This is a genomic window from Verrucomicrobium sp. BvORR034 (genome assembly GCF_000739635.1).
Lineage (GTDB): Bacteria > Verrucomicrobiota > Verrucomicrobiia > Verrucomicrobiales > Verrucomicrobiaceae > Verrucomicrobium.
Window position 1 is genome coordinate 1 of record NZ_BATQ01000003.1, and the last position, 24,675, is coordinate 24,675.

Annotated in this window: 24 protein-coding genes; 10 read left to right on the forward strand and 14 right to left on the reverse strand. The window is 62.4% G+C overall.

Features of this window, described 5'->3' with window-relative positions; all coding sequences use genetic code 11:
• Positions 1–187: 187 nt before the first annotated feature.
• A complete protein-coding gene (locus BV034_RS00465) occupies positions 188–2,797 on the reverse strand; it encodes a M1 family aminopeptidase (protein ID WP_050023025.1) in 2,610 nt (869 codons plus the stop codon).
• Between the two features lie 299 nt (positions 2,798–3,096).
• Here BV034_RS00465 and BV034_RS00475 point away from each other — a divergent pair, with 299 nt between their 5' ends.
• The 7 genes from BV034_RS00475 to BV034_RS00505 all read left to right on the forward strand — a co-directional run bounded on the left by BV034_RS00475 (position 3,097) and on the right by BV034_RS00505 (position 9,258).
• A complete protein-coding gene (locus BV034_RS00475; protein ID WP_050023028.1) occupies positions 3,097–3,579 on the forward strand; it encodes an MSMEG_0572/Sll0783 family nitrogen starvation response protein in 483 nt (160 codons plus the stop codon).
• 47 nt (positions 3,580–3,626) lie between these two features.
• The gene (locus BV034_RS00480) at positions 3,627–4,685 is read left to right on the forward strand and encodes a Nit6803 family nitrilase (RefSeq protein WP_265592479.1); all 1,059 of its coding nucleotides are present in this window, start codon (positions 3,627–3,629) and stop codon (positions 4,683–4,685) included.
• Positions 4,627–5,781 (forward strand): MSMEG_0568 family radical SAM protein, encoded by a 1,155-nt coding sequence (locus tag BV034_RS00485; RefSeq protein WP_265592480.1) that lies wholly within the window; start codon positions 4,627–4,629, stop codon positions 5,779–5,781. The genes BV034_RS00480 and BV034_RS00485 overlap by 59 nt, the downstream gene beginning before the upstream one ends.
• A 154-nt stretch (positions 5,782–5,935) precedes the next feature.
• Positions 5,936–6,211, forward strand: coding sequence for an MSMEG_0570 family nitrogen starvation response protein (locus tag BV034_RS00490; RefSeq protein ID WP_050023030.1), 276 nt, complete (start codon positions 5,936–5,938; stop codon positions 6,209–6,211).
• Positions 6,212–6,261: 50 nt separating this feature from the next.
• Positions 6,262–7,554, forward strand: a complete 1,293-nt coding sequence (locus BV034_RS00495) for an MSMEG_0569 family flavin-dependent oxidoreductase (RefSeq protein ID WP_050023031.1) — start codon at positions 6,262–6,264, stop codon at positions 7,552–7,554.
• Positions 7,555–7,617: 63 nt separating this feature from the next.
• Positions 7,618–8,184: an MSMEG_0567/Sll0786 family nitrogen starvation N-acetyltransferase gene (locus BV034_RS00500; RefSeq protein WP_050023033.1), complete on the forward strand. Its 567-nt coding sequence runs from the start codon at positions 7,618–7,620 to the stop codon at positions 8,182–8,184.
• 99 nt (positions 8,185–8,283) lie between these two features.
• A complete protein-coding gene (locus BV034_RS00505; RefSeq protein WP_050023034.1) occupies positions 8,284–9,258 on the forward strand; it encodes a sll0787 family AIR synthase-like protein in 975 nt (324 codons plus the stop codon).
• Positions 9,259–9,487: 229 nt separating this feature from the next.
• Here BV034_RS00505 and def read toward each other — a convergent pair whose 3' ends face one another.
• The 10 genes from def to BV034_RS00555 form a co-directional block, all read right to left on the reverse strand.
• Positions 9,488–10,066 carry a peptide deformylase gene (gene def / locus BV034_RS00510; RefSeq protein ID WP_050023036.1) on the reverse strand — a complete coding sequence of 193 codons (579 nt, stop codon included), beginning with the start codon at positions 10,064–10,066 and terminating at the stop codon, positions 9,488–9,490.
• 143 nt (positions 10,067–10,209) lie between these two features.
• On the reverse strand, positions 10,210–10,665 hold the full coding sequence (locus BV034_RS00515; RefSeq protein ID WP_050023038.1) for a biopolymer transporter ExbD: 456 nt from the start codon (positions 10,663–10,665) through the stop codon (positions 10,210–10,212).
• Between the two features lie 57 nt (positions 10,666–10,722).
• Positions 10,723–11,427 (reverse strand): MotA/TolQ/ExbB proton channel family protein, encoded by a 705-nt coding sequence (locus BV034_RS00520; protein WP_081887482.1) that lies wholly within the window; start codon positions 11,425–11,427, stop codon positions 10,723–10,725.
• A 10-nt stretch (positions 11,428–11,437) separates the two neighbouring features.
• Positions 11,438–11,719, reverse strand: a complete 282-nt coding sequence (locus BV034_RS00525; RefSeq protein ID WP_050023040.1) for a hypothetical protein — start codon at positions 11,717–11,719, stop codon at positions 11,438–11,440.
• Entirely contained in the window at positions 11,707–12,654 is a 948-nt protein-coding gene (locus BV034_RS00530) for a hypothetical protein (RefSeq protein WP_265592481.1), read from the reverse strand. The genes BV034_RS00525 and BV034_RS00530 overlap by 13 nt, the downstream gene beginning before the upstream one ends.
• 126 nt (positions 12,655–12,780) lie before the next feature.
• Positions 12,781–13,683 carry a DNA glycosylase gene (locus BV034_RS00535; RefSeq protein ID WP_050023045.1) on the reverse strand — a complete coding sequence of 301 codons (903 nt, stop codon included), beginning with the start codon at positions 13,681–13,683 and terminating at the stop codon, positions 12,781–12,783.
• 112 nt (positions 13,684–13,795) lie between these two features.
• On the reverse strand, positions 13,796–14,695 hold the full coding sequence (locus BV034_RS00540) for a hypothetical protein (RefSeq protein WP_050023047.1): 900 nt from the start codon (positions 14,693–14,695) through the stop codon (positions 13,796–13,798).
• A gap of 1 nt (position 14,696) precedes the next feature.
• Positions 14,697–15,293, reverse strand: a complete 597-nt coding sequence (locus BV034_RS00545; protein WP_050023049.1) for a DUF4339 domain-containing protein — start codon at positions 15,291–15,293, stop codon at positions 14,697–14,699.
• 23 nt (positions 15,294–15,316) lie between these two features.
• Positions 15,317–16,132, reverse strand: a complete 816-nt coding sequence (locus BV034_RS00550; protein ID WP_050023051.1) for a type II CAAX endopeptidase family protein — start codon at positions 16,130–16,132, stop codon at positions 15,317–15,319.
• A gap of 98 nt (positions 16,133–16,230) precedes the next feature.
• Positions 16,231–16,698: a MarR family transcriptional regulator gene (locus BV034_RS00555; RefSeq protein ID WP_050023053.1), complete on the reverse strand. Its 468-nt coding sequence runs from the start codon at positions 16,696–16,698 to the stop codon at positions 16,231–16,233.
• 136 nt (positions 16,699–16,834) lie between these two features.
• Between BV034_RS00555 and BV034_RS00560 the strand changes: the two genes are divergently transcribed.
• The gene (locus tag BV034_RS00560; protein WP_050023081.1) at positions 16,835–17,734 is read left to right on the forward strand and encodes a sugar phosphate isomerase/epimerase family protein; all 900 of its coding nucleotides are present in this window, start codon (positions 16,835–16,837) and stop codon (positions 17,732–17,734) included.
• Positions 17,735–17,844: 110 nt separating this feature from the next.
• Here BV034_RS00560 and BV034_RS00565 read toward each other — a convergent pair whose 3' ends face one another.
• A complete protein-coding gene (locus tag BV034_RS00565) occupies positions 17,845–18,873 on the reverse strand; it encodes a LacI family DNA-binding transcriptional regulator (protein ID WP_050023055.1) in 1,029 nt (342 codons plus the stop codon).
• A 503-nt stretch (positions 18,874–19,376) separates the two neighbouring features.
• Between BV034_RS00565 and BV034_RS00570 the strand changes: the two genes are divergently transcribed.
• Positions 19,377–20,897 carry a hypothetical protein gene (locus BV034_RS00570; RefSeq protein ID WP_265592482.1) on the forward strand — a complete coding sequence of 507 codons (1,521 nt, stop codon included), beginning with the start codon at positions 19,377–19,379 and terminating at the stop codon, positions 20,895–20,897.
• A gap of 282 nt (positions 20,898–21,179) precedes the next feature.
• On the opposite strand, the gene BV034_RS00575 is transcribed toward BV034_RS00570, so the two are convergent.
• Positions 21,180–22,202, reverse strand: a complete 1,023-nt coding sequence (locus BV034_RS00575) for a bile acid:sodium symporter family protein (protein WP_050023057.1) — start codon at positions 22,200–22,202, stop codon at positions 21,180–21,182.
• Between the two features lie 43 nt (positions 22,203–22,245).
• The gene (locus BV034_RS00580; RefSeq protein ID WP_050023059.1) at positions 22,246–23,055 is read right to left on the reverse strand and encodes an NYN domain-containing protein; all 810 of its coding nucleotides are present in this window, start codon (positions 23,053–23,055) and stop codon (positions 22,246–22,248) included.
• A gap of 105 nt (positions 23,056–23,160) precedes the next feature.
• On the opposite strand from BV034_RS00580, the gene BV034_RS00585 reads away from it, so the two are divergent.
• Entirely contained in the window at positions 23,161–24,615 is a 1,455-nt protein-coding gene (locus BV034_RS00585; protein WP_050023061.1) for an FAD-dependent oxidoreductase, read from the forward strand.
• The last annotated feature ends 60 nt before the right edge of the window (positions 24,616–24,675 follow it).

A 24,675-nucleotide genomic window follows, 5' to 3' on the forward strand; every position in this document is an offset into this window, starting at 1 on the left:
CTCGACTGAATGGGAAGCTTGGGGAGCGCAGGCGGCCCGCCTGCTGCAAGGGCGGCTCGCCCGCAGCTCAGTGCGCATCTCCCCACGAGCTCACCCTATCGCTCCGATCACTGAGCCGCCGGGAACGGCAGTCCCGACGCGTCGGGACTGCGCTCCCCAATACCTTGATGTTCACCGCCTCTTCCCGTCACTTCGCCTCGGCCTTCTTCTTCATCGTCTCCAGTTGTTTTTCCATCTCCTGCGCCTTGCGTTGCAGGTCCTGCATCTGGGTCCACACATCCTTCAACTCCAGCGGCCGGGGCTGTTCTGCATTCAGGGTCACGATGGCTTTCTCCGCAGCATCCCGCACCGGATCTTTGAAGGGCTTGCTCACGGTCGTCAGGGGCTTGAGCACTGCCAGTGACCTTGCATCTCGCAGCGTGCCCAATCCCTGGACTGCGGCGACGCGAAGGTCTTCCTTGGGATGGCTGAGATGGCTGGTCAAGAATACTCGCACTGGTTCGCGTTCCTCTGCTTTCAGGTCACGTGCCAGAAAAGCGAGCGCGTCCATGCCAGCCGCAAAGTCCCCGGTATCAAACTCCAGCACATCCGCCTTGGAGCTCAGCTTGGCCAGAATCAGCGGCACAGCCGTGGCATCGCCTTGGGCACGGAACGCACCGATCACTGCGGCGGCCACCATGTTGTGATAAGAGGGCGTGGCCATCAACCGCGTCAGTTCGGCGGTGATGGCTGCTTCAGCCGGCCGTGCACCCCAGGTGTTGATGATCTGTGCGAGGATCTCCGGATTCTTCTCGCGTTGGGCCTGCTGCAGGAGGGCTGCGTGGGCCACGGGATGAGGATACGCTCCCAGGGCTTCCACCACGGCCTTGCGGGCCCGGGCGTCGGGTTGGTTCAAGCCCGCAACCAGGGCGTCGCGAGCGGCCGGGGTCATGATCTGCTTCAGGGCCTTGGCCGCCTCACTCCGCACCCCGTGAAAAGCATCCTTGTTCAGGACTTCCGCAATCTGTTTCACGCTGTCATCGTCCTTCTTCTTGCCCAGGGCCTGCACGGCATAGATGCGACCTAGCACATCCCCTTGCAGCTGCCGCTTCAGCATGTCCGGAGGCGGGGTGAAATCCCACTTCGTCAGCAGCGTTGTGTCGGGATCCACGCGTACCAGCTCGGGCGAAGAAGGTACAGGGAAATAAAAGTCCTCTTCGGCCTTGGTGACGGTGACCTTGAAGTCCACCGGCTTTTCCGCTCCCTTGAGCCAGAACCGCACCGGCAGGTCAAACTGGAACAGCAGCACCTGGTCGCTCACCTTCTGGGTCTGGCGCACGGTCACCTTGGCCAGCTTGGTCGCTGCATCCCAGGAGTAGTCTGCCTTCAATTCGGGCACGCCCCCGTGGTAGAGCCACTGGTCAAAGAAGCGGTCGAAGGACAGGCCGGACACTTCCTCCAGCACATCCTGGAGATCATCTGTGCCCACCACCGTGTTGCGGTGTCGGTCCAGGTAGGTCTTCACCGCCTTGCGGAAAAGGTCCTCGCCCAGGCGGCAGCGGATCATGTGCAGCACCCAGGCGCCCTTGGGATAGGAACGGTAGTCAAACTGCTCCATGGGGTCCTTGTAATCCCGCCAGACGATTGGGCGCGAGTCAAGACGGTCGAAGACCTTGTTGGCCTCCCGCAGCAGTCCGAACTGGAACGCTTCCGGGCCGTTACGCTCGCCTTCATAGAGGACGGTGTAGTAGGTGGCGAATCCTTCGTTAAGCCAGAGGTGCGACCAGTCGCGGCACGTGACCAGATCACCAAACCACTGGTGTGTCGCCTCGTGCGCATCCAGCCAGTGCAGGCTGGAGAGCGTCTCGGTGTCATCCTGGAAAAGGAGGCCCGCGGCCTGGAAGGTGCAGCTCGTGTTCTCCATGCCGCCGGCGATGAAGTCCAGGCAGTACACCTGATGGTACTTGTCCCACGGGAAGGGCGTGCCCGTCTCCCGTTCGAGAAAAGGAATGATCTTCGCGGTGTCGCGGAAGGCATTGGCCGCCTGGGCGGTCTCGGACGGCGGCACGTGCAGGGCCAGGGGTACTGTGCCGGCCTTCCCCTCCAGGGTGTGGAAATAACCTGCGGCCAGGGCCACGAGGTAGTTCACATGCGGCTGGTTCTGCCGCCAGTGCCACAGCGTGAGACCAGCGGCGTCCTTCTGGTTGTTGGAAACTAACACCCCATTGGAAATGGCCTTCATATCAGCGGGAATGTGGCAGACCACCTCGCTGGTGAAGCGCTCATTGGGGTAGTCGTAGCACGGGAACCAGTAGCGGTGCAACTCCGCCTCCCCCTGCGTCCACACCTGGGTGTCGCCGGGCTTGCAGCCGGTCTCAGGTGTGCGGAAATAAAGTCCCCGTTCAGGTTGCGCGCGGTAGCGGATCACCACGCCTGCCTCGGCATCAACGGGTACGGGGTTTTTGAAGACCAGCACCAGCTTTTCGTCCGTCACCGCATACTCGGCCAGCAGGGCGTTGCTCGTTTGCACGTCTTCAATCACCAGGCCTACCGCATCCAGCTCGAGCTTGGTGAGTGGAGTGGCGATCGGCTTGAAAGTGAGCGTGGAGGTCCCTTTGACGGTCCGCATTTCAAAGTCCGGGGTCACATCCAGCTTCAGGTGCAGGATGTCCACCAGCCGGTCGCGGGCGTATTTGCGACCTGGTTTTTCGTTGGTGATTTTGGGCAGGAGATGCTTGCCGCAGGCGCAGATGGAGTCCTGCCCGGCCATGACGGCCTGGCTCGCGAGGAGGGAAAGTAGGAGGGCGGCGCGGAGCATGGGAACGTGGAGTAAGGCCCCTGTTTTGGCAGAAAGGCCTTTGGATGGAAACTTCAAAAAACAAACTTCAAAAACTCAATTCCACTTCCAGCCCGTTTTTCCGGTCCCCATTGAAGTTTGGCATTTGAATTTTGAAGTTTCCGCCGCCCCGGCGGTCATGCAACGATTTGCATGAATGTCCGGCCAGACGGGACAGACCACCTGGCATGGTGGCACCGCGGCTGCTGAATCTTTGCGGCGTGTGAGGACCCATTCAGGGCCTCCGAGGAAAACGGAAAACCATCTACTCCCTGACGACTATGCCCGCGGTAAACAGAGACATGAACAAGGACGGCGACTTTCTCGTGGATTATGAAGAGAAGGTCTTCGAGGACGTGAAGGCCAATCCTGGCGAAAAGGCGCTGGTCACCTTTCACGGTGTCGCCTTCGAAGGGTCCATCGGTCTGGTGAACACCCTGGTGGCCACCCGGCTGCTGCGCAAAGGCTATGAAACCTCCATCCTCCTCTATGGGCCGGGTGTCACGTTGGGCTTCCAGAAAGGGTTCCCCACGCTGGGTGACGAAGCCTTCCCGGGCCATCTGCTGGTGAACAAGCGGCTCTCCCAGTTCATGGCGGAGGGGGGCAAGATCTATGCCTGCCGCTTCTCCACCCAGGCACTGTACGGGCAGACGGAGAAGGCGTTTCTGCCCGGCATCATCCCGATCAATCCCCTGGATGTACTGGACATCGTCCTTCTCCACGGCCGCGCCAATGCGGTCCAGATCCACTCCTGGAACCTGTAAGCGGGCAGGAAGCAGCACCCGCAGACAAACACAACCCCCAGGGGCGTATGGCGACGATGATTCGAGCGGCAGCGGTGCAGATCGCACCTGATCTGACCAGTGTGGAAGGCACGGTGGACCGTGTCTGCCGGGCGGTGGCTGAGGCCGCCGCCGGAGGGGTGGAACTGGCGGTCTTCCCAGAGACCTTCGTGCCCTACTACCCCTATTTCTCCTTTGTAGAGCCGCCGGTGAGCGCCGGTCGCGAGCACCTGCGGCTCTACGAAAACGCGGTGGAAGTCCCCGGCTGGATCCCGGACATTCTTTCCCAACAGGCCCGGCGTCATGGCATGGTGCTGGTGGTGGGAGTGAATGAACGGGATCACGGGTCTCTCTACAACACGCAGCTGGTCTTTGATGCCGATGGCACCCTGGTGCTGAAGCGGCGGAAGATCACCCCCACCTATCACGAGCGCATGATCTGGGGCCAGGGCGATGGTTCCGGGCTGAAGGTGGTGGAGACGAAGGTGGGCCGCCTCGGCGCTCTGGCCTGCTGGGAACACTACAACCCCCTCGCCCGGTTCTCGCTCATGGCCCAGCACGAGCAGATCCACTGTGCCCAGTTCCCCGGGTCCATGGTGGGGCCCATCTTCCGGGATCAGATCGAGGTGACCATCCGGCATCACGCGCTGGAGTCCGGTTGTTTTGTGGTGAACTCCACCGGCTGGCTCACGAATGAGCAGATCACCAGCATCACTCCCGATGCCAAGATGCAGAAAGCCCTCCGCGGCGGGTGCTTCACCGCCATTGTCTCTCCTGAAGGTGCGCTCATCGGTGAACCGCTCACCGAAGGTGAAGGCATGCTGGTGGCGGACCTGGACTTTGCCCTCATCACCAAACGCAAGCGCATGATGGACAGCGTGGGCCACTACTCCCGGCCGGATCTGCTCTCCCTGGTGATGCACCAGCAGCCGCTTCAGCAATACACGTCGTGCCCCTCGCCGTTGTCGGCGAGCCCTGAACCCCTGATTAACGGTACCTCCCGCAGCCATGACCTCAGCTCCCCTTCCCATGAATCCAACGGACTTCGAGACCGCCTTGCTCACCCGCAAGCAATGGCTGGTGTCTGAGCTGCAGTCCCTCGGTCTGCGTATGGTGGATGAGGCGGCATCCGCCTCCAGCCGGCGCGGCGGGGCCGGGCCCAGCGACCACAAAGCCCTCCAGGTCATGGGCACCACCGTCATGGTGCCCATTCATACGCATCCGGCCCGCCACTCCCCTTTCACGGCCGACCCGCCGGCGCTGGACGGCCGCTCCATGCTCTACCGGGACGGTCGCCCGGAGGCACCCATCCGCTTCCCCCGCCAGCCCAGGTTCTATGATCTAACTACGGAAGACGGCATCCCATACTGGAAGCTCGCCCAGCTCCACTCTCACAACGTCCTGGCCACCACCGTGCTGCAGACCTGCATCCGGTACGGCAATGCGGAGACGAAGTGTCAGTTCTGCGCCATCGGTGAGTCTCTCAAAGCGGGCCGCACGATTGCGCGGAAGACGCCGGAGCAGCTCGCCGAGGTGGCGGCCGCCGCCCAGAAGTTTGATGGCGTCGAGCAGGTGGTGCTCACCACCGGCACCCCGCCCACGGAGGATCGCGGAGCCGCCGTGCTGGTGGACGTGGCCCGTGCCATCAAGTCCCGCACCGGGTTGGGCATCCAGGCCCAGTGTGAACCCCCGGCGGACTTCAGCTGGTTCCACCGGCTGAAGGACGCGGGGGTTGACACCCTCGGGATGCATCTCGAGGCCTGGGATGAGACGGTGCGCGCCCGCATCATGCCGGGCAAGGCCCAGGTGCCGGTGCGTTATTACCTGAAAGCCTTCGAGGCCGCCGTGGCCGTCTTTGGCCGCGGCCAGGTCAGCACCTACCTGCTGGGCGGCCTGGGCGATACCGCAGAAGGCCTCCTGGACGGCTGCCGCCAGCTCATCGCCCTGGGCGTCTATCCCTTCGTCGTGCCCTTCGTCCCCATCGGCGGCACCCCGTTGCAACACCGTCAGCCACCCAGCGCGGAGTTTATGCGCAGCATCCTCCAGCCCCTCGGTGAAATGCTCTCCGCCGCAGGCATGACCTCTGAAACCGTGAAGGCCGGCTGCGCCAAATGCGGCGCGTGCTCATCGCTCTCCACCTTCGAGAACCAGGACAGCAACGGCCAGAACATGTGTCTGGGGTGAATGAAGCCTGATGATTTAACCACAGAGGCACAGAGAACACAGAGGTTTTACTTGGGTTTCAGCCTCTGGGTTCTAGGAGTCTTTCCTCAAAAAGCTTGTTTCCACCCTCTTCCCTTACCCCTTCTCCCTTTTCCCTTTTCCCTCTTCCCCCCCCATGCCTTCCGTCAACTTCACCATCCAGCTTCCCGACGGCGTCACCCGGGAGTGCTACTCTCCTTCCACCGTCGTCCGCACCTATTTCCAGAAGGGCGAGGAAATGACGGTGACGGAGTTTGTCTCCCGGAGCCGCGAGGCGCTCACGGAGGCGTCGGAGCGAGTGCGGGCCAAGTTCGGCTTCTACTGCACCTCCGCGTCTGCCCAGATCAGCGACATCGAGCACTTCTCCAGGAACCAACCCCCTCAGGGGACGGTCCGCATCCTTTCCATCTGATCTTTCTCTCCGCCCCTGAAACCAGAGTCCGAGCACACCAACCTTCTGCCATGTCCGTCATGCCCACCCATCACTATCCCGTCATCATCATCGGTGGAGGCCAGGCCGGCCTCTCCATGAGCTACTGCCTCAAGGAACGGGGCATCGACCACCTCATCTTTGAAAAACACCGCTTCGCCGAAGCCTGGCGTTCCAAGCGCTGGGACAACTTCTGTCTGGTCACTCCCAACTGGCAGTGCTCCCTGCCCGGGTTCAAGTACTCCGGGGACGATCCCAACGGCTTCATGAAGAAGGAGGAGATCGTCAAGTACATCGAGGACTATGTGAAGCTCTTCAATCCCCCGCTGCGCGAAGGTGTAAGCGTGGAGCGGGTGCGCCGCCATGAGTCGGGGATTTATGAAATAAGCACCAGCGAGGGCGAGTTCACCGCCGGGCAGGTGGTGATTGCCACGGGCGGCTACCACACCGCCACGGTCCCTCGCATGGCGGAGAAGTTTCCAGAGGACATCGTGCAGATGCACTCCTCCGACTACAAGAGTTCCGCCGCCCTGCCCGAGGGGGCGGTGCTGGTGGTCGGTACTGGGCAATCAGGCTGTCAGATTGCGGAGGACCTGCATCTCGAGGGCAGGAAGGTTCACCTCTGTGTGGGTGGAGCTCCTCGCACCGCCCGGCGCTACCGCGGGAAGGACGTCGTGGACTGGCTCCACGAGATGGGCTACTACAACCTGCCCGTGCACGAACACCCGCTGAAGGAGCGGGTGCGGGCCAAGGCCAACCACTATGTCACGGGCCGGGATGGCGGTCGCGACATCGACCTGCGCAAGTTCGCGCTCGAAGGCATGCAGCTGCACGGCCGCCTGCTGGAGATGCGCCAGGGCCGGCTCAAGTTTGGCACCGACTTGAAGCAGAACCTCGACAACGCGGACAACGTCGCGGACAGCATCAAGAACACGATCGACAAGTACATCGCCTCACGCGGCATCGATGTTCCGCAGGAGGAGCGCTACGTGCCGGTGTGGGAACCGCCCGCAGAGTCGCCGGATCTCGACTTCGCCGCCGCAGGCATCCGCTCCATTATCTGGAGCATGGGCTTTCAAACAGACTACCGCTGGCTTGAGATCCCGGTGTTCGATGGCAAAGGGTACCCGAGTCATCAGCGGGGCGTGACCTACGTCTCCGGTGTTTATTTCCTAGGTCTGCCCTGGCAGCACACCTGGGGTTCGGGACGTTTCTCGGGGGTGGCGGATGATGCGCGGTTCCTCGCGGACTGTGTTGAGGCCCGTCACAACACCACCAAGTCCCTGGCGGGTCGCAAGCTCAACGAACTGGCCCTCGGTTCGTGATGGTCCACCCGCTTGGCACAACCTTTGCAGACTCTCCAACAGTTCTCCCACCCCTTTTGAGCCATGCTCTTTGACCCCTTTCCAGAGTACAAACCGCGGGACTTTGTGTTCAAGATCGCCTCGACTCCCCAGGAGCTACAAGGCTATTGGGATCTGAGGCGGGATGTGTTCTGCGAAGAACAGGGCGTCTTTGTGGAGCATGATCGCGATGAGGTGGACGCCCACGCCATTCCCCTCATCTGTGCCACCTTGGTGGCCGGCATGGTGGATGAGGTGGTCGGCACGGTGCGGATCGATGAACGCCAGCCCCGTCTCTGGTATGGGAGCCGTCTGTGTGTGCACAAGGCGCATCGCCGGCTCACGGAGATGAGCCCGGGGGTGAGCGTGCGGAATCATCAGCCGGTGCACCGGGGTTTTGGAGCGCTCGGGGCGGGCCTCATTTACAAAGCGGTGTCTACGGCCAACGCCATTGGGTGTGACCGCTTTCTCGCGAACGTGCAGGAGCAGAATGCGCGATTCTTTCAGCGCCTGCACTGGCTCAAGCTGGAGGAACGGGTGCTGCACGGGCGCGTGCACGCCCACATGGAGGCAGAACTGGGTCACTATCCTCCGGCGGAACTCGTGGCGTGAGCCGCAGGTGCCGATGTGAGACCGGATGAATGACACGCTGGGCTGCAGCCTCAGCTTCGTTTCCTCTTTGAGCGTGTCGTCCCTCCTCCTGCTTTTCCCATGACCCCCGACCAGCTTGAATCCCTGGCCCTGAGCCTGCGTGAGCATCCGAATGTGGCGGAGAAGCTCAAGATCGCAGCCGCCTACTCCCCTGCTCTGGGGGTGGCTCAAAAGATCGCGGTGGGTGATGACACGGCTGCGATTCCAGATGGCGACGGCTTCCTGCTCTTTGCGGCCGAGGGCATGATGGAAGGTTTCATCGAACTCGACCCCTGGTTCGCCGGGTACAGCGCAGTGATGGTGAACCTCAGCGACATTGCCGCCATGGGCGGCACTCCCACCGCGCTGGTGGATGTGGTCTGGACCGAGGAGTCCTCCCCCGTGACCTCGGAGCTTTGGGCCGGCATGCAGGCGGCGTCAGCTGCGTACGGGGTGCCGATTGTGGGCGGGCACACCACGCGTTTTGGCAAGGGGCGCACTCCCCTGCTGGCCGTGGCCGTGGTGGGACGCGCGAAAAAGCTGATCACGAGCTTTGACGCCAAACCGGGCGATACCCTGTTGATGGCAGTGGACTTGCGCGGGGCCTATCGTGGAGCCGGCACCGTTTTCTGGAACGCTAGCGTGGGTTCGCCACCGGGGCGGTTGCAGGCAGATTTGAAGCTGTTGCCGCGACTTGCAGAAGCCGGGCTGCTCACAGCAGGCAAGGACATCAGCAACGGAGGTGTCCTGGGCACGCTGGCCATGTTGCTGGCCACCTCGGCTGCAGGAGCGGTGTTGCAGTTGGACCAGCTCCCCAAGCCAGCTGGGGCGGAGCTCAGTCGTTGGCTGCTTTCTTTTCCGAGCTATGGCTACCTGCTGACGGCAGCCCCGGAGCATGTGGATGAAGTCTGCCGGGAGTTCGCGGGAAGCGGCATCGCGTGCGCCCCCGTGGGAAGCATCACGAGTGGAAAGCTCCTCGAACTGGCCTGGGAGGAGCAACGCGTGCCCTTTGCCGAGATGGACACATCTCCTTCCATCGCGGCGGTGGCACTGTGAGGAGTTGAGTCAATCTGATGCTCCGACCACGCTCAGCCGCAGCTCGTAGCTGCACTCGTGAGAGTGTGGAGGGTGGCGCGGCCTTGCGGGGTGAGTAGCGGATCCTGGGTGACGAGTGGCCTGACCGGGTTCTCACGAACCCAGCCACGAGCTACGAACTGCCCCCGCCTCCTTCCCCGCCCCACTGGATTACTGCCCTACCAAATTACTGAATCACCGTCTTACCGAACTACCGTTTCGACGGGATCAAGCCATCTTCTTCCCATTCCAGCATGAGCCGTTTCAGCTTGCGGCGGACACCCAGCTTGGCGGCGGCGGAGAGACGGTCGATGAAGAGAATGCCGTTGAGATGGTCGATCTCGTGTTGCAGCGCACGGGCCAGGAGACCGTCGGCTTCGATGGTCCGGGTCTCTCCGTCGAGCGTCTGGTACTCCACTTTCACTCCGGCGGAGCGGCGGACTTCGCTGCGCAGATCTGGGATGCTCAGGCAGCCTTCCTCCCCCATGGCTTTCTCTTTCCCGTGGTCCAGCTTGGGATTCAGGAAGATCAGCGGCATGGCTTCAGCCAGTGGGGTGTCCTCGCCATTGATGCGGACGTAGGTCACAGACTCGTCGTCTGGCGGCACTTCGATCACGGCGAGCTGCAGGGCGATGCCCACCTGCGGGGCGGCCAGACCCACGCCGCGGGCGTTGTGCATGGTCTCAATCATGTCCTGCGACAGCTTCCGGATTTCCTCGGTGACTTCGGTGATGGGCTTGCACTTCACGCGAAGAACGGGGTCGCCGTAGATGACAATGGGCAGGATCATGAATGATGACGGGTATGAAGATTTAACTGGGGGTCTGTTTGCTTTGGAAACGCTTGCGGACCGCCGGAAGGGCGATCCGCAGGCAAAATCCGAGGAACTGGACTCCGCAAAAGCGGGGTGTCAGGTCTGGAATGGGAGCTGGATCACGGGGCCACCGTGGCGGCAGAGGCTGCGGGGGCAACCATGCCACGCTGGATGCGGGCTGGCACATCGTTGATGGGAATGCCAGCCGATTTCAGAGAATCCCACACTCGGACGAGGAGTCCAAGCGGAGTTTCCTTGTCGGCCTGAAGTTCCAGCTTGGCCTTGGGATCCCGTTCACGCAGGGCGGTGAGGGCTTCGGCGAGCTTGTCAGCGGTGACTTCGGTCCCGTCGAGCAGGATCTTGCGTTCTGGGGTGATGGCCAGGGTGGTTCGCTTCTCCTTGGAGGGGGCGTTGGCACCCAGTGTCTTGGAGGTTGGCAGATTGATCTTCATCTGCGTCCGCTGCTCACGGAACGTCGTGGTCGCCACGATGAAGAGCAGCACGATCACAAGGATGTCCACCAGCGCCACGATGGGGATCTGGGGCGTGGTGCGTTTTTTGCGGCGGATGTTCATGCAGGCAGGGCGGCTTCAGCGCTTCTCGTCTCTTTCTTAGCAGGGAGGGCGGAGGGCTCAATAGCGGCCAGCCAGTGGGGAGCGACGCACTTCGAAGTGGCGGTGGAAGTCGTGAATGGCGCGGCGGAGGATAAGCTCCATGCGCACGGAGATGGCGTCCAGTTTGCGGCTGAAGTAGCCGTGGGCGATGACGGTCGGGATGGCCACCAAGAGGCCGGCAATGGTGCTGTGGAGCGCCTCGGCGATCCCCTTGGCCACCTGCTGGGTGTCGGCGTCGGGTACGACATTGCCGGTGCCGAAGGTGGAGAACACGGTCACGAGACCCACCACAGCGCCCAGTAGGCCGAGCAGCGGGGAGACCGTCACGATGACTTCAAGGAGCGGCACACCTGTCTCCAGTCGGTGCAGGATCACGTGGGCGGCGGTTTCACACGCTTCGTTGTTTTCCTCACGCGTTTCGTGTTTGCCGGAAATGGCGATGATGCCGAGCTGGGCGGCTACGCTGCCGTCTTCCTCCAGCATGTTCTGGAGCGGGGTGATGTCCCCGGTGGTGGCATAGCGTTCAATCTTGCGGATCTCCTCTTCAATGTGCGCGGGGAACAGGATGCTGTCCCGCAGCTGGAGTGCCTTCATGATGATCACCGTCGCAGAGATGATCGAGCACAGCACGATCAGGATCATCACCTGTCCTCCTCCCACGAGGAAGTTCCAGATGTGCGTTAATCCATTATTAAGGACGGCAAGGCAGACAGGTTCGAACATGGGCAGGTGATTAGGGATGGATGACGATGTCGTAGTTGATCTCCAGGCGCTCTCTGTCCAGGATGGGAACCAGGTCCAGGGGGATAGGGGGAATTTCAGCCTTGAGGATGGCCTCAATGGTGAAATCTTCCATCAAGGGATTGGCATCTTTCATGGTGAATTTCAAGTCTTCCACCTTGCCATATTTGTTGACGTAGAACTTCAAGCTGAGACGGCCGGGCTCCACCGCATCGGCCTCGCGGCTGCGGTAGAAATGCCACTTCTTCTCCACGGCGCTCGTCACCTGGCGCATGTAGCGACCCACCGGAGTGACCGCTGCCGCCACGGAGTCTTCCGAGCCGATGTTGCTGATGGTGCCCTTGGTGGCGCTGGTACGGGTCTGGGGGGAGAAGGCTCCCAGTTCAGACTTCGACATCGGCGGAACGAGCGGGGAGCGATCGCTGGGGGAGGCACCTTGAGGAAGGGGAGGCTGGGGGACGCCGGGCTGGGCACCATCCAACGGCGTCCGCATTTCCAGTGCGGTGGTGGCGTCCGGGGCGCGGGCGGCGGGGTGTCCACGGCGTCCGCCTTGCGAAGCTGCGACTCGAGCTCACGCACCATCTGCTCGGAGCGGGACTCCACCTTCATGGCGATGTCCGGCATGGAATGCTTGGGCTCATCCAAGGTGGGAGAGGTCATGGCCGGATCCACACGGGCTGGCGGGGTGGGTGCCGGCTTCACTTCAGGCACGGCCTGCACCGGCACGGAAGGAGGGGTCGCTGCGGCCACGGCCGGGGTGGGGGCCTTGGGGGTGGATGGCGGCACCAGCGTCACCGGCGGCAGGGTGGGAATCCCGGTCATGGAGATCCCGGCGTCGTTCTTGATCTCGCCGTCTTTGTATTCCCGGTTGGCCAGCTCCAGGGTCGGCTCATCCGTGCCGCGGGTGGTAGGGCGGCCGGGCTCGCCGTTTTTGTCGGGAAGAAGCTTGGAGGAGGCGACCGTGTTCCGATCGGACGTGAAGGCGGCGTTGGCAGGGGCCTCGGGGCTCTCCGTGTTTTGCGTAGTCCGCACGTACTGCTGCTTGGGCTGCGTCTTTTCCGGCTCGGGGGTGGGGGCCGGTTCGGGCTCGGGCTCCGGTTCAGGCTCCGCAGTCACATCGGGAGGGACGTCATCCGGGAAAATGAGCGTCTCCTCCTCGACCGGCGTTTGGGCCTTGTCAGCCAGCGTCGCCTCACGGGCGGGTGCCATGCTCAGCCATAGCGCCGCAAAAAGAAATAGCAGGAGATGCATCGTCAGCGAACCGACAATGCCAATCCTGACGGCTTTGGTTTCCTGGTAGACCACAACAGATTATTGACAGCGCTTCTGCAAGAATCAAACCACTTTACGCAACCGCGAGAACGTCCCGCTCGTACGCGCATGGTGAAAAAGCCACTGCTGAGCGTAGCCCCGATAGGGCCCAAAGTGCGTCTTGGCAAACTCTCGCAGCTCGTTGGCGGACACATTCTCCGCTGTCCCGGCAAAGTACAACTCCCTCAGGGCGCGCTCGATCCACACATCGATGGGGAAGACTCCCAGACGTTCGTAGGAGAAGAGCAGGGTGCATTGGGCGATCTTGGGACCCACCCCTGGCAGGGTGCAGAGCAGCTCGCAGGCGGCCTCGTCATTCAGCGCGGCAGGGGCTTCCAGATCGAAGTTTCCCTCTGCAATACGGCTGGCAGTCTGGTGCAAAAACTTCGCCCGGTACCCCAAACCGCAGGCCCGGAGTGCTGCTTCACCCGCCCGGGCCAGCGCCTCAGGGGTGGGATAGGTGTGCAAAACTTTCCCGTTCAGGGTCGCGGCGGGCTGGCCAAAACGCTCCCTGAGCGTCAGGGAAATCTGACGGATGTGAGCCACCTGCTTCAGAGAGGAGGTGATAAAAGTCGCCAGACACTCCCAGCGCGGCTGGCGCAAGATCCGCAACCCAGGCGAGTACTGGAGCGCCCGTTTCAGGTGGGCATCCCGCTTGGGCAGCGTGCGTTGCATCCTCACCAGATCATGATCGAGGGCAAGATACCGGCTGACCAAGTCCTCGTGCCCCGCAGAAACGTGCAGCATCCCCGGCTCTGGCTGGGAGACGGTCACGAGTTCTCCACCGATCAATCCCACAAAACCGCCGTCCTGCTCATGCCAGTGGAACACCTGCCCGCTGTTCAACGTGGCGGCGAGGTCGAAGTTGGCGACGGGGAGGCCGTTCCTGATCGGAACTGGGCGGGGTGCGGGGGATGACTTGGGCAAAGGAAGAGGCTGTTCGGTAGAAGGATCTGTGACACCCCGCTCAGGGCGGAGTTCACAAGCAAACGTGAGAACGCCGGGAATCTCGCACTGCGCTCCCGATTGGGCGCAGGCCTCAAGGCTTCACCACCAGCTTCTTCAGCATGGCGCGGGTCCGGGGTATCGCGGTCTGGCCGAGGAAGGACTCCTGCTGGTTGAGCTGGTCCAGGGGGAGCATGGATTCACCGGTGTACACGCCGCGCTCGTCATAGAAGCAGCAGTACACGTAGCCACGCTTCACCGCCTGGAGAGCGAGAAATTCGCGCCAGGGAAGGGTGCCCGCCTGGGGCACAGGCTCGTTGAGGTCGGTCGCCTTTGCTTCCGCCCAGCGGGGACCCCGCTTGATCTCCAGCTCCACGTAGCCGTCCAGTTGTTTCACGGAACTGATGGTGATGCTGACATAGTCCGCCGTGGCGGAGGACTCCAGCTCCACACCCTGGGAGGGCTGCACCATCACCTTGGTACGATGAAAGAGCTCCTTCCAGTCCACCAGGAACAGGGAAACAATTCCCAGAAGGGTCAGCAGCGCCAGCAGGCCGCAGCCTTGCAGCAGGAGGTGGCGCTTTGGCTTCGCTGCCGCCGCGCCGGGCGGGGGAGGCGGGGCCTCGGTCCCGATCTTTCGTGACTGGACCGACACCTTGCCGTCGGGCTGGATGAAATAAAGCGTCTGGATTTCTGCTCCGCCGCGGGACTCGCGGGATCTAAGGGTGGAGTAGAGAGGGGCAGGGGAGCCGCCATAGAGCGCGGAGAACGCCTCCAGCGCGGCCGTCATCACCGATTGCAGATCTCCACCCACGAGGCGGGAGGTCTTCTTTTCGGCATTGCTGGCCAGCAGGGAGAACTGCCCGCCGTCCAATTCCAGGCTGAAGTCCAGGCCGGACTTGGCCGCCTGCTGGACCCAGTTTTCCACTGCCTCGTCTCCAGGATTGGGACCCTGAAGCAGACCGTCGAGAGTGTAAGTGCCGCTCACCGCCATATCAGGAGACTTTGAAGAGCGGTTGCAACTCGGGGGTCTGCTGGGCGGCTGTCCAGTCGGGCATGCCTTCGCGCCACACCAGCGTGTCCTGATGAATCGCGCCAATGGAGGTTTCTTCCTTGATCCTGGCCAGGGTCACTGGGCCTTGTTGGGAGGAACTTTGGTCGAGATAGAACCAGATGGGCCGGGTTTCCTCCAGCGTCGTGGGGCGGTGGTTGGGAGAGCCTCCAAGGTGGGGGCGTGGCGGTGAGGAGGCCAGGAGCGCAGGAGCTGCCGCCCGGGTATCCATCTTCAGGGCGGCATCGTGGGCATCCAGGCGTGCCGCCGTGTGAGCTCGCAGCGCGTCCACTTTCATCTGCTCCTGGCGAAGCTGCTCCCGCAGACGGCGGTTCATGTCCTCTTGAATCCGCGAAGCCTCCTGCTGCTCCCGCAAGTTGGGCAGGCAGAGGACGATGACCAGACCGATGCATCCGAGGAAGAATCCGCCAAAGAACCAGCCCACCCCGCTGCGGCCCTTGGAGTTCGCGACGGCAGCACAGACGCCACCGAAAACACAGAGCATGATGATCCGGAAGATTACTTCGCCGCCGTCGTCCATAAGGGGGTTATTTGATGGGATGGTTACGTTAGCAGGCCTTCATACCACAGGACCGCGAGGTTGTGCAAGAAATGCAGGAGAATCCCTGGAAAAAGCAGGCCGCTTTTCCATCGCGTCCAGGCCAGCAGGGCACCGACCAAAAACAGGTAGGGGGAACTCAGCACCGAAAAGTGAATGGCACTGAAAAGGGCGGCTGAAAGGGCCACGGCCTTCCAGGGGTCGATCACCCGCATCAGCCAGGTCTGCACCAGGCCGCGGAAGCCGATCTCCTCGAAGACGGCCGGCATCACACAGATGAGGAACACCCGGCCGGCAACCATCGGCACCAGCCCGGTCACATCCTTGTACATGTCCTTGCGCAGCTCTTCAGAGGCCAGGTTCCAGAGCGCGCCATGCCACAGCAGGTTGACCAGCAGCAGGGCGGCCAGCCCCAGCAGCCCCTTGACCATGATGGGTGAGAGGAGGCCCAGCCCGGCGAACTGCGGGCGGAGGACATCGCGATGAAGCCAGCCGAATACCGTGGAAACAACGGCCACCGACAGCAGCCCGATGATCAGCCCTGGCACCCCTCCCTCGTCAACCGGGTGAATGAGAAATCCCAGGATGGTCGCCCCCAGAAGGGCTCCCAGGTAGGCGAAAAACAGCCGCCACACCTCCGGGGCCAGTTTCCTCACCCGGGTTTCATCATCCCACTGGGCGGGGCGCACCTCGGGCAGCACGGCTTCCACATCGGTATGCGGCATGGCGCATGCCGTGCAGAAGTAAAAGTGCGGCTGGAGCGGCTGGCCGCAGTACTGGCAGCGCTGGGGGGATTGGCCATGACCATGGGGCACGAGCATGCGTCGAAACCTAACGTCATGCCCGGGACGGATCAATCTGCAATCACATGCCCAAACTCGTGAACTCCGGGTCTAACTTACGGAGGCTGACCCATTATTCAGGCGGCACCGACCGCTTCACCGGGAACCGAGACAGGCTCGAACACGGTGCGGAGCACTCTCAGCGAGGTGCGAATGTCTCCGAGGATATTGGGATCGAGGTGCTGCAGCCGACTGGCGAGAAATTCCCGTGCCTGGAGCAGGATGGCCTCGTGGATCTGCTGGCCCTCGGTACTCAGGTGCAGTTTGATCTTCCGTCGGTCACGACGGTCCGGGGCGCGTTGCACATAGCCAGCGTCCACCAGTCCGTCCATCATCTTGGAGGCAGTGGGCAGAGTGAGGCCGAGAAACTGGGCCACCTCAGTGAGGGTGCTGCCCTCGTGACGCTCCACGAATGACAAGGCCCTGAACTGGGGCATCGACAGTTCGGGAGTTCGGTCGCGGCGGACTTCAGCTCGAACGCCCCGCATGATGAGGGGGACGACTTCGAGGAGGTCTGCCGCACAGTCCTGGGGCGAGGTGTCCATGATATTGCAAAAGGGATAGTTGCCTATGACAACAGATCGGAACTGACCACCCGGGCGGCTTTGGATAATTTTCGGTCCTGGTGCGAGATTCGGGCAAAACTTGGCAAACTCGGGAGGGACACGTAGCATGCTCGGCATGTCGCAATCTTCTTTCTCACGTCGCCGTTTTCTGGAGGCTGGCACTTTTGCCACCGTGGCCGCTTCCCTCCAGCACCGCCTCGAAGCTGCCGACCAGGCGAGCGGGCTGAAGGGCCGGATCAACCACTCCGCCTGCAAATGGTGCTACCCCAAGGTGCCGCTGGATGAACTCTGCCGTGCGGGCAAGGAAATGGGGCTGACCTCCATCGACCTCGTGGATCCCGCGGATTTCGCCACGCTCAAGACCCATGGTCTGACCAGCGCCATGATCAGTTTTCCCTCCACGAAGGGGCCCGGCGATGTGAAGGTGGGCAGCATTGAACATGCCTTCAACAACCCCGAGTATCACGACCTCCTCGTGCAGATCTATGAACCCCACATCAAGGCCAGCGCCGAGTTCGGGGCGAAGCACGTCATCTGTTTCTCCGGGAACCGCCGCGGCATGGATGAGGAAACGGGTCTCAAAAACTGCGCAGAAGGCCTGAAGAAGGTGCTGCCCATTGCCGAGAAACACGGCATCACCTTGGTGATGGAGCTGCTCAACAGCAAGGTGAACCACAAGGACTACATGTGCGACAAGAGCGCCTGGGGTGTGGAGCTGTGCAAGCGCACCGGCTCGGACAACTTCAAGCTGCTCTATGACATCTACCACATGCAGATCATGGAAGGGGACGTCATTGCCACCATCAAGCGGGACAACAAGTACTTCGCCCACTATCACACCGGCGGCGTGCCCGGACGCCATGAGATCGATGAGACGCAGGAGCTCTATTATCCCGCCATCATGAAGGCCATCGTGGACACCGGCTACAAAGGCCATGTGGCCCAGGAGTTCATCCCCGCCCGTCCGGATGTCCTTGGTTCACTGCGCCAGGCGGTGGGGATCTGTGACGTGTAGATGAGGGTGGGGATTAACCACTGAGGCACAGAGAAAAACAAAACTTCAAACTTCAAAATCCAAGCTTCAAAGGGTTCGAGGTAACATCGCTCATTTGAAGCTCCATCCTGTTAATCTTTCAAAATCTTGTTAATCCTGTCTACGCTAGGCCCGTCCTGCCAGCTTCCCGCGATCAAGACCTCGCGCAGCTGGCCGGGCAGGCCTCGTTCGTTGACTTGCAGCTTCTGCACCAGCAGGTCCACGGCCGCTGCGCCCACCTGTTCCAGGTTGCCATCGATTCCCGCCATGTTGCGGCGGTCCTGTTCGGTGCCATAGAGGGCGGCCACCCCCACGTCCTGGGGCACGCGTAGCCGCAGCCGGTCCAGCAGCTCCACCACCGGCACCTTGTAGGCGATGAGGGCGTCCGGCTGATGTTCCTCGAACCAGTTTCGAAAGGCCTGCATTTTCACCTGCTGTCCCTCCACGAGAAAGGGCGGGCAGCGCTCTGCCGTTGGTCGCTGCCACTGTTCATCCAGCGCCGCAGCAGACCACTGGCCGCCCACGATCTGGTTGTTCGCCACGGGCACCACCAGCCCTGGCCGGCGGTAGCCCAGGCTCCGGAGGTGACGGCAGGCCAGCTTGATGTTGTAGAACCCGTTCAGGTGCACCCGGTCCACCGGGAGATCGCGGAAATAAGTGCTCAAGCCCACCACGCTCAGGCCGCTCACGTCCAGCGCTACGGGATGTTCCTCATCCCGCGAGAAGCCCAGCAAGGCGGCCCGGATGCCGCGGGCGCGCAGGACCCGGCCCAGCCGGTCGGGATCATGATGCAGGGCCTCCAGGGAGAACACCTCCACGCGATACCCGAGCTGGAGGGCCCGCTCTTCGATCCCCTTGAAATACCACCGGCACACATCCTTCTGTGGCCAGGCGTCGTGAGGATAGTTTGTCACCAGGGCGATGGTCTCCGCCGCCCGGCCCTCCCGGCCGGTACGCCGCTGACTCATGAGGCTTTGCACCAGCGGATTCGGCACATAGCCCAGCCGGACCGCGACCGCCTTCACGGCCTCCCGCACTGCCGGAGAGATGCGGCTGTCATCCTTCAGCGCCCGTGAGACGGTGGCGACAGACACCCCGGCCGCCCGGGCGACATCTTCCATACGTATCCGGGCGTCGAGCATTGGGGCGGCCTGATGGGAACGCCTTCCAAGAAGCAGGAGAGATGCCACAACGTTGGCGGAGTGTGCGGGGGGCAGTCTCGCAATGCGCATGCGGGTCAGGTTGAGCTGAGTGAGAGTCCAAGCCTTGATATGAGTCACTGGTGCATCTTGGCGGAACCTTCACGCCAACGGCGTGATATAAAATAGCCCGGGGTCAGACCGCGATGCGGTGGCCACCTCAGGGATGCGGAAAGGGTCTGAAGAACTCACTTCGGAGTTCTGGTGCGCCTGCCCATGTACCCAGGGTGGCGGCTTGTACCTCGCCTTACCCTGGGCCAACTTGTTCAACGCCCTTGGCGTCAGTGCATCCAGTCGCGAAACGCTGTCCTCTCTCGTGTCTCCTGCGCAGCGGGCAGAAGGTACTTCCATGACAGTTTTCGGTGGTTTTGCCATCACTTCCCAAGGGGGATGCGTGATCTTGAGCACGGGAGCGTAGATTGGGCGTGAAGCGATCTCCCTTTTCCACGGTCTTGAGTTTTGCGGTTGTCCTGCTGACGCCTTTGCTGGCGTGTCAGACCCTTCGGGCATCGGACCTCAGGGCTGGGGTTGCCAGGGTGGACATCACCGATGTCACGGCCGGGCCCGTCCACGATCCACTCTATGCCAAAGCGCTGGTGCTTCAAAACGGCGGCACCACGGCAGTGTTGATCACGGTGGATGCGGTGGCCATCGGGGAGATCGGCCGCATCGGCAATGGTTTCCTGGGCACGGTGAGGGCACAATTGCAGAAGGAACTGGGCATTGCCCCGGAGGGGGTGCTGATCAACGCCAGCCACTGTCATGGGATCGTGCGCGCAGATACCGCCCAACTGGTGGTGCAGGCGGTGAAGGAGGCGCACGCCAGCCTGGCTCCGGTGCTGGCAGGCGCTGGCTTCGGCCGGGAAGATCGGGTCAGCGAGAACCGGCGCTTAAAGCTGAAGGATGGCACCACGGTGGACATGCGGCGCGCCTATTCCATGCCGCGGGATGAAGACGTGGCCGGTGTCGGCCCCATCGATCCCCAGATCGGTCTGCTGCGTCTGGACCGCCTGGATGGGAGGCCGCTGGCGGTGCTCTACAACTTCGCTTGCCATCCCATCATGAACCCGCCCAGCAAGGGCAACTCGGCAGACTATCCGGCCTATGCGTCGAAAGTGATCGAGGACAGTCTGGGGGGCGAGGCGCTGGCTTTCTTCGTGCAGGGCTGCGGGGGCGATATCAACCCGGTTCGGTACAAGGAAATCAACCGCCCGCCGGATGCCGCTCCCTTGGGGACGATGTTGGGTGGCAGTGTGATTGAGGCGCTGCACAAGATCAAGCCCGCGGCGGACAGTGTTCTCAAGGTGGGCAGCCAGACCCTGAGCCTGCCCCGTGGCGTGGACTTGGAACAGCGCATCGTCCGGATCGAGGCGCTCCAGACCACGTTGCTCCGGTCACTGAAGCCCACCAACATCAACTTCAAGACCTTTGTGCCCCTGCTTATCGGGCAGAAGCTGTCACCGGAGTTTCCCTCGCACTATTCACAGAGTTATTTCCATGATCGCGCCCTGGGGCGGACGGATATCGAGCGTCTGGATGCCGACAACAAGGCCCAGGTGGAGGCTTATTTGAGCAACATCCAGGTCATGGAGCAGCTCACGCGGCTCTCGGCCAATCTGGCATTGCTCAAGAAGCACCTGGCCCAGAATCGGGCAGCGGGCTCACCGATGCTGGAAGTCGAGGTGGCTGGCCTGCGGGTGGGCGATTTCAAACTCGTCACCTTTCCCGGGGAGCTCACCGTGGAGGTTGGGCTCAACATCAAGAAGGCCGCCGGGGATCCGAGGGCCTTTGTGGCGGGGTACACGAACGGCTACATCTACTATGCCGCCACCGCTGCGCAGCGGAACAACCCGGGGTTCGCCCAGGAGGATTGCGATGCCCTCGTGGCGCCGGAGTGGCAGCAGAAGTTCGAGGAAAAGGCCGTGCAGGTGTTGAAGGGGTTGTGAGGGGGGAATGCGTCCGTTCCGGCGTCCCTCCGGGACGCAACAGTTGGGGAGACGTTTATCCGGTGGTTCTCGGCCTGATTACAGGCCTTCACCTCCGGCTACATTCCGCCGTCCCTCCGGGACGCTGACGCCGAGCGTCGCGTGGCTCATCGCCTCCAAAGGTAGAGAATTTGGGTCCTGGAAGGACCATGGACAGTAGCCGGTGGTGCCAACCACCGGACTTCGCATCCACCACCATCATGCGTCCCGGAGGGACGCCGGATCGCCCCCCCAGGGCGTGGCCTACGCCGTTTCCTTCGCCCAATAGCTCGCCAGCACGCCATTGGCCAGCAACTGCAATGGATGGTACAACATCACCGGCAGGAGAATCAGGGGCAGATCCTCACGATCGCCAAAGATCAGGATCGCCAGGGGCACGCCCATGGCCAGGGTCTTCTTCACTGAGCAGAAGTAGGCGGCGATGAGATCAGGCCGGGACAGGCGGAGAGCTTTGCAACTCATCCAGGTGAGCAGCGAGATGCCGGTAAACAGCACTGCCGTTTCCAGGCAGGCACCTACCGTCAGCCCCCAGCCGTGGCGCTCCCAGACGCGATCCATCACAGAGTCGCAGAACGCCGCGTAGACGATGAACAGGATCACCAGATTGCTGATGCGAGCCACCCACACCTTGTGGAGGTCCACCCATTTTTTCAGGAACGGACGAAGCGCCATGCCCAGGCCAAAGGGCACCAGGGTCAGCAGCATGATCTTCATCAGCAGCGGCAGGAAAGGGGCGGACTGACCGGTCTTCTGCATGAGCAGATGGACCAGCACCGGGGTCACCATCACGCCCAGAATGTTGGAGAATGCCGCATTAAACAGGGCGCCCGGAGTGTTGCCACCCGCCACGGCAGTGAGCACGACCGAGGAGGAGATGGTGGAGGGCAGCACGCAGAGATAGAGGAAACCATCCCGGATCGCCTGCGGACAGTCCGGCCAGTACCAGGGGCTGGCCCAGTTCATCACCACGCCCACCACCGGAAACACCACAAAGGTGAAGCCCTGAATGACCACGTGCAGGCGCCAGTTGGCCGCACCGCTCTTGATCTTCTCCAGGGCCAGGGACAGCCCCTGCAGGAAGAGAATGAGGGCGATGCCAAAATTGGTCACGAGCTCGGCATGCAGCACGCCGCCCCGGGCTCCCGGGGCGGGAAGCAGGAATCCCAGCAACACCGCCACTCCCAGTCCAAGCAGAAAGCCATGCGTGCGCCACCAGGCGATGGTGGGCTTTGGGGGTGGGGGCGAGGGAGGGGCGTCGTGGGACATGGGTGGGCGGGGACGCGCAATTTGAAGGTCCGTCCCTTGGGATTCAACCCTTCGCTTTCACCAGGTATCCCCCTGATTTCTCATGCGCCTCCAGCGTAAGCACCCCGCGCTTTTGTCCGTCCTCCAGCAGGGCATTGAATGATTTGAAGCCGAACGCACGCTCGTTGAAGCCCGGATCGCGGCGCTTCAGGGCCTGTTTGATCATCGATCCCCAGACCGGATCATCAGCATCCCGGTCCTCAGTCAGCGCCTCCAGCGTCTCAGCCACCCGGCGGATGGCGTCGGCAGGATCCAGTTTCTTGACCACGGGAGCTTTTTCCTTGGTGGTATCCTTGGCATCCTTGTCCTTGGTGCTGCGGGAGGCGCGGCTCTGCTCCTTCCGCACCAGGTCATCATAGTAGATGAACTCGTCGCAGTTGGTGATGAAGAGATTCGAGGTCGAGTTCTTCACCCCCATGCCAATCACCGTCTTGGCATTTTCCCGCAGCTTGCTAACCAGGGGGGAGAAGTCCGAATCCCCGCTGATAATCACAAAGGTGTCCACATGACCCTTGGTGTAGCAGAGGTCGAGCGCATCCACCACCATGCGGATGTCGGCCGAGTTCTTGCCCGACTGGCGCACGTGTGGGATCTCGATGAGCTCGTAGGCGGCCTCATGCAGGGGCCGCTTGAAGTCCTTGTACCGCTCCCAGTCGCAGTAGGCTTTTTTGGTCACGATGTGGCCCTTGAGCAGCAGACGCTCCATGATCTTCTGGATGTCCACCTTGGGGTAGCGCGCCTCCTGGGCACCGAGGACGATGTTCTCGAGATCGAGGTAAACCGCCATCGTGGCGTTGTTGTTGGAAGGGGTCATAAGGATGAATTTGGGCAGACTAACACAGGATCAGGCCGGATGCAGGATGAATTGGCCCTGGGGAGGTCCCTGCGAGAAGTCTGCTGGCGGGCGCGTAGGGTCCGCATGACCGATTCCTCCTCTTCCATCCTCCCGGCCGGAGACGTGAACCGCCGCTCGCTGCTGCGCGGTGCCCTGGGCACCGTCGCTGCCGCGGTCACCGGAGTGGTCAGCGCGGCGGAATCTGCGGCACCTTCGCCTGCCGCAGGACAGGTGCAGGAAATCGGCCGGACCGTTCCGCTGGTGGATGACATGGACGTGATCGTCTGTGGGGGCGGGCCTGCCGGGGTCACCGCGGCCCTCACGGCTGCCCGGGCTGGAGCCCGGGTGCGACTGCTGGAGGTGCATGGCTGCCTGGGCGGGGTTTGGACGGCGGGGCTGCTCAGTTATGTGCTCGATGCGGACAAGCCGGGGTTCAACCGCGAACTCGTGACCCGGCTGGGTGAGCGCGGCTCCCACCTGCCCAACAACGCCTCAAGTTATTTCTATGATCCGGAGGAGATGAAACTCCTGCTGGAGGAGCTGTGTCTCACCGCCGGCGTGAAGGTGCAGCTCTTCACCCGGGTGGTGGCCGCGCAGAAGGACGGGGACAACCGTGTCACCACTGTAATCACGGAGTCCAAGGCTGGCCGCCAGGCGTGGCGGGCCCGGGTCTTCATCGACACCACCGGCGACGGGGATCTCGGGGCGTTGGCCGGTTGCTCCTGGGAGGTGGGGGAGAGCAAGCAGTGCCCCTGTCAGCCGCTGACGATGATGGCCATGGTCATGGCGGTGGATCCCCAAGCCATGCGACCCTTTGCCTCCCACTTTGGCGGCCAGGCCTCCTGGAGAAAGGAGCCAGTGGAGAATTTCCGGCAGGCCCTCGCCCAGGCCGGATTGAAGGCCACCTACGGCACCCCTTCGCTCTTCCAGGTGAGGGACCGGCTCTTCAACCTCATGATCAATCACGAGTACGGCATCCTAGCCTACGATGCCGCCGCTGTCACAGAAGCCACCTTCCGGGCACGGGCGGAGATCCATCGGGTGGTGCGTGGGCTGCGCAAACTCGGCGGTCCCTGGGATGGGTTGCAACTCGTCGCCACCGCCGAGCAGATCGGCGTGCGCGATGGCCGGCGCATCCTCGGGCGCTATGTCCTGACCAAGGAGGATCTCATTGAAGGGCGGAAACAGGAGGACGGCGTCATGCGGGCGTCGTTCAACGTGGACATCCACGCCGTGAGCAAGGAGGCCAATGAAAAAGCCGCCTATCACAGTGCCGGGGTTAAAACCAAGCCGTACGACATCCCCTTGCGGGCCTTGATTGCCAAAGACGTGGACGGCCTCATGATGGCTGGCCGCTGCATCAGCGGTGATTTCATCGCCCACGCCAGTTACCGGGTCACGGGCAACTCCGTGGCCATGGGCGAGGCGGCCGGTGTGGTGGCGGCCCTCGCCGCCCGGACGAAGGTTCTCCCCCACCACGTGGACTGGAAGGAGGCTTCACCGGTGCTGGAGAAGATCCGCGCCGGTCAGGCGGCATAGCCCTCACGACCTCTGCTGGACACACGCGGCGCGCCAGAGTTCAACGATCCCGTTGGAACC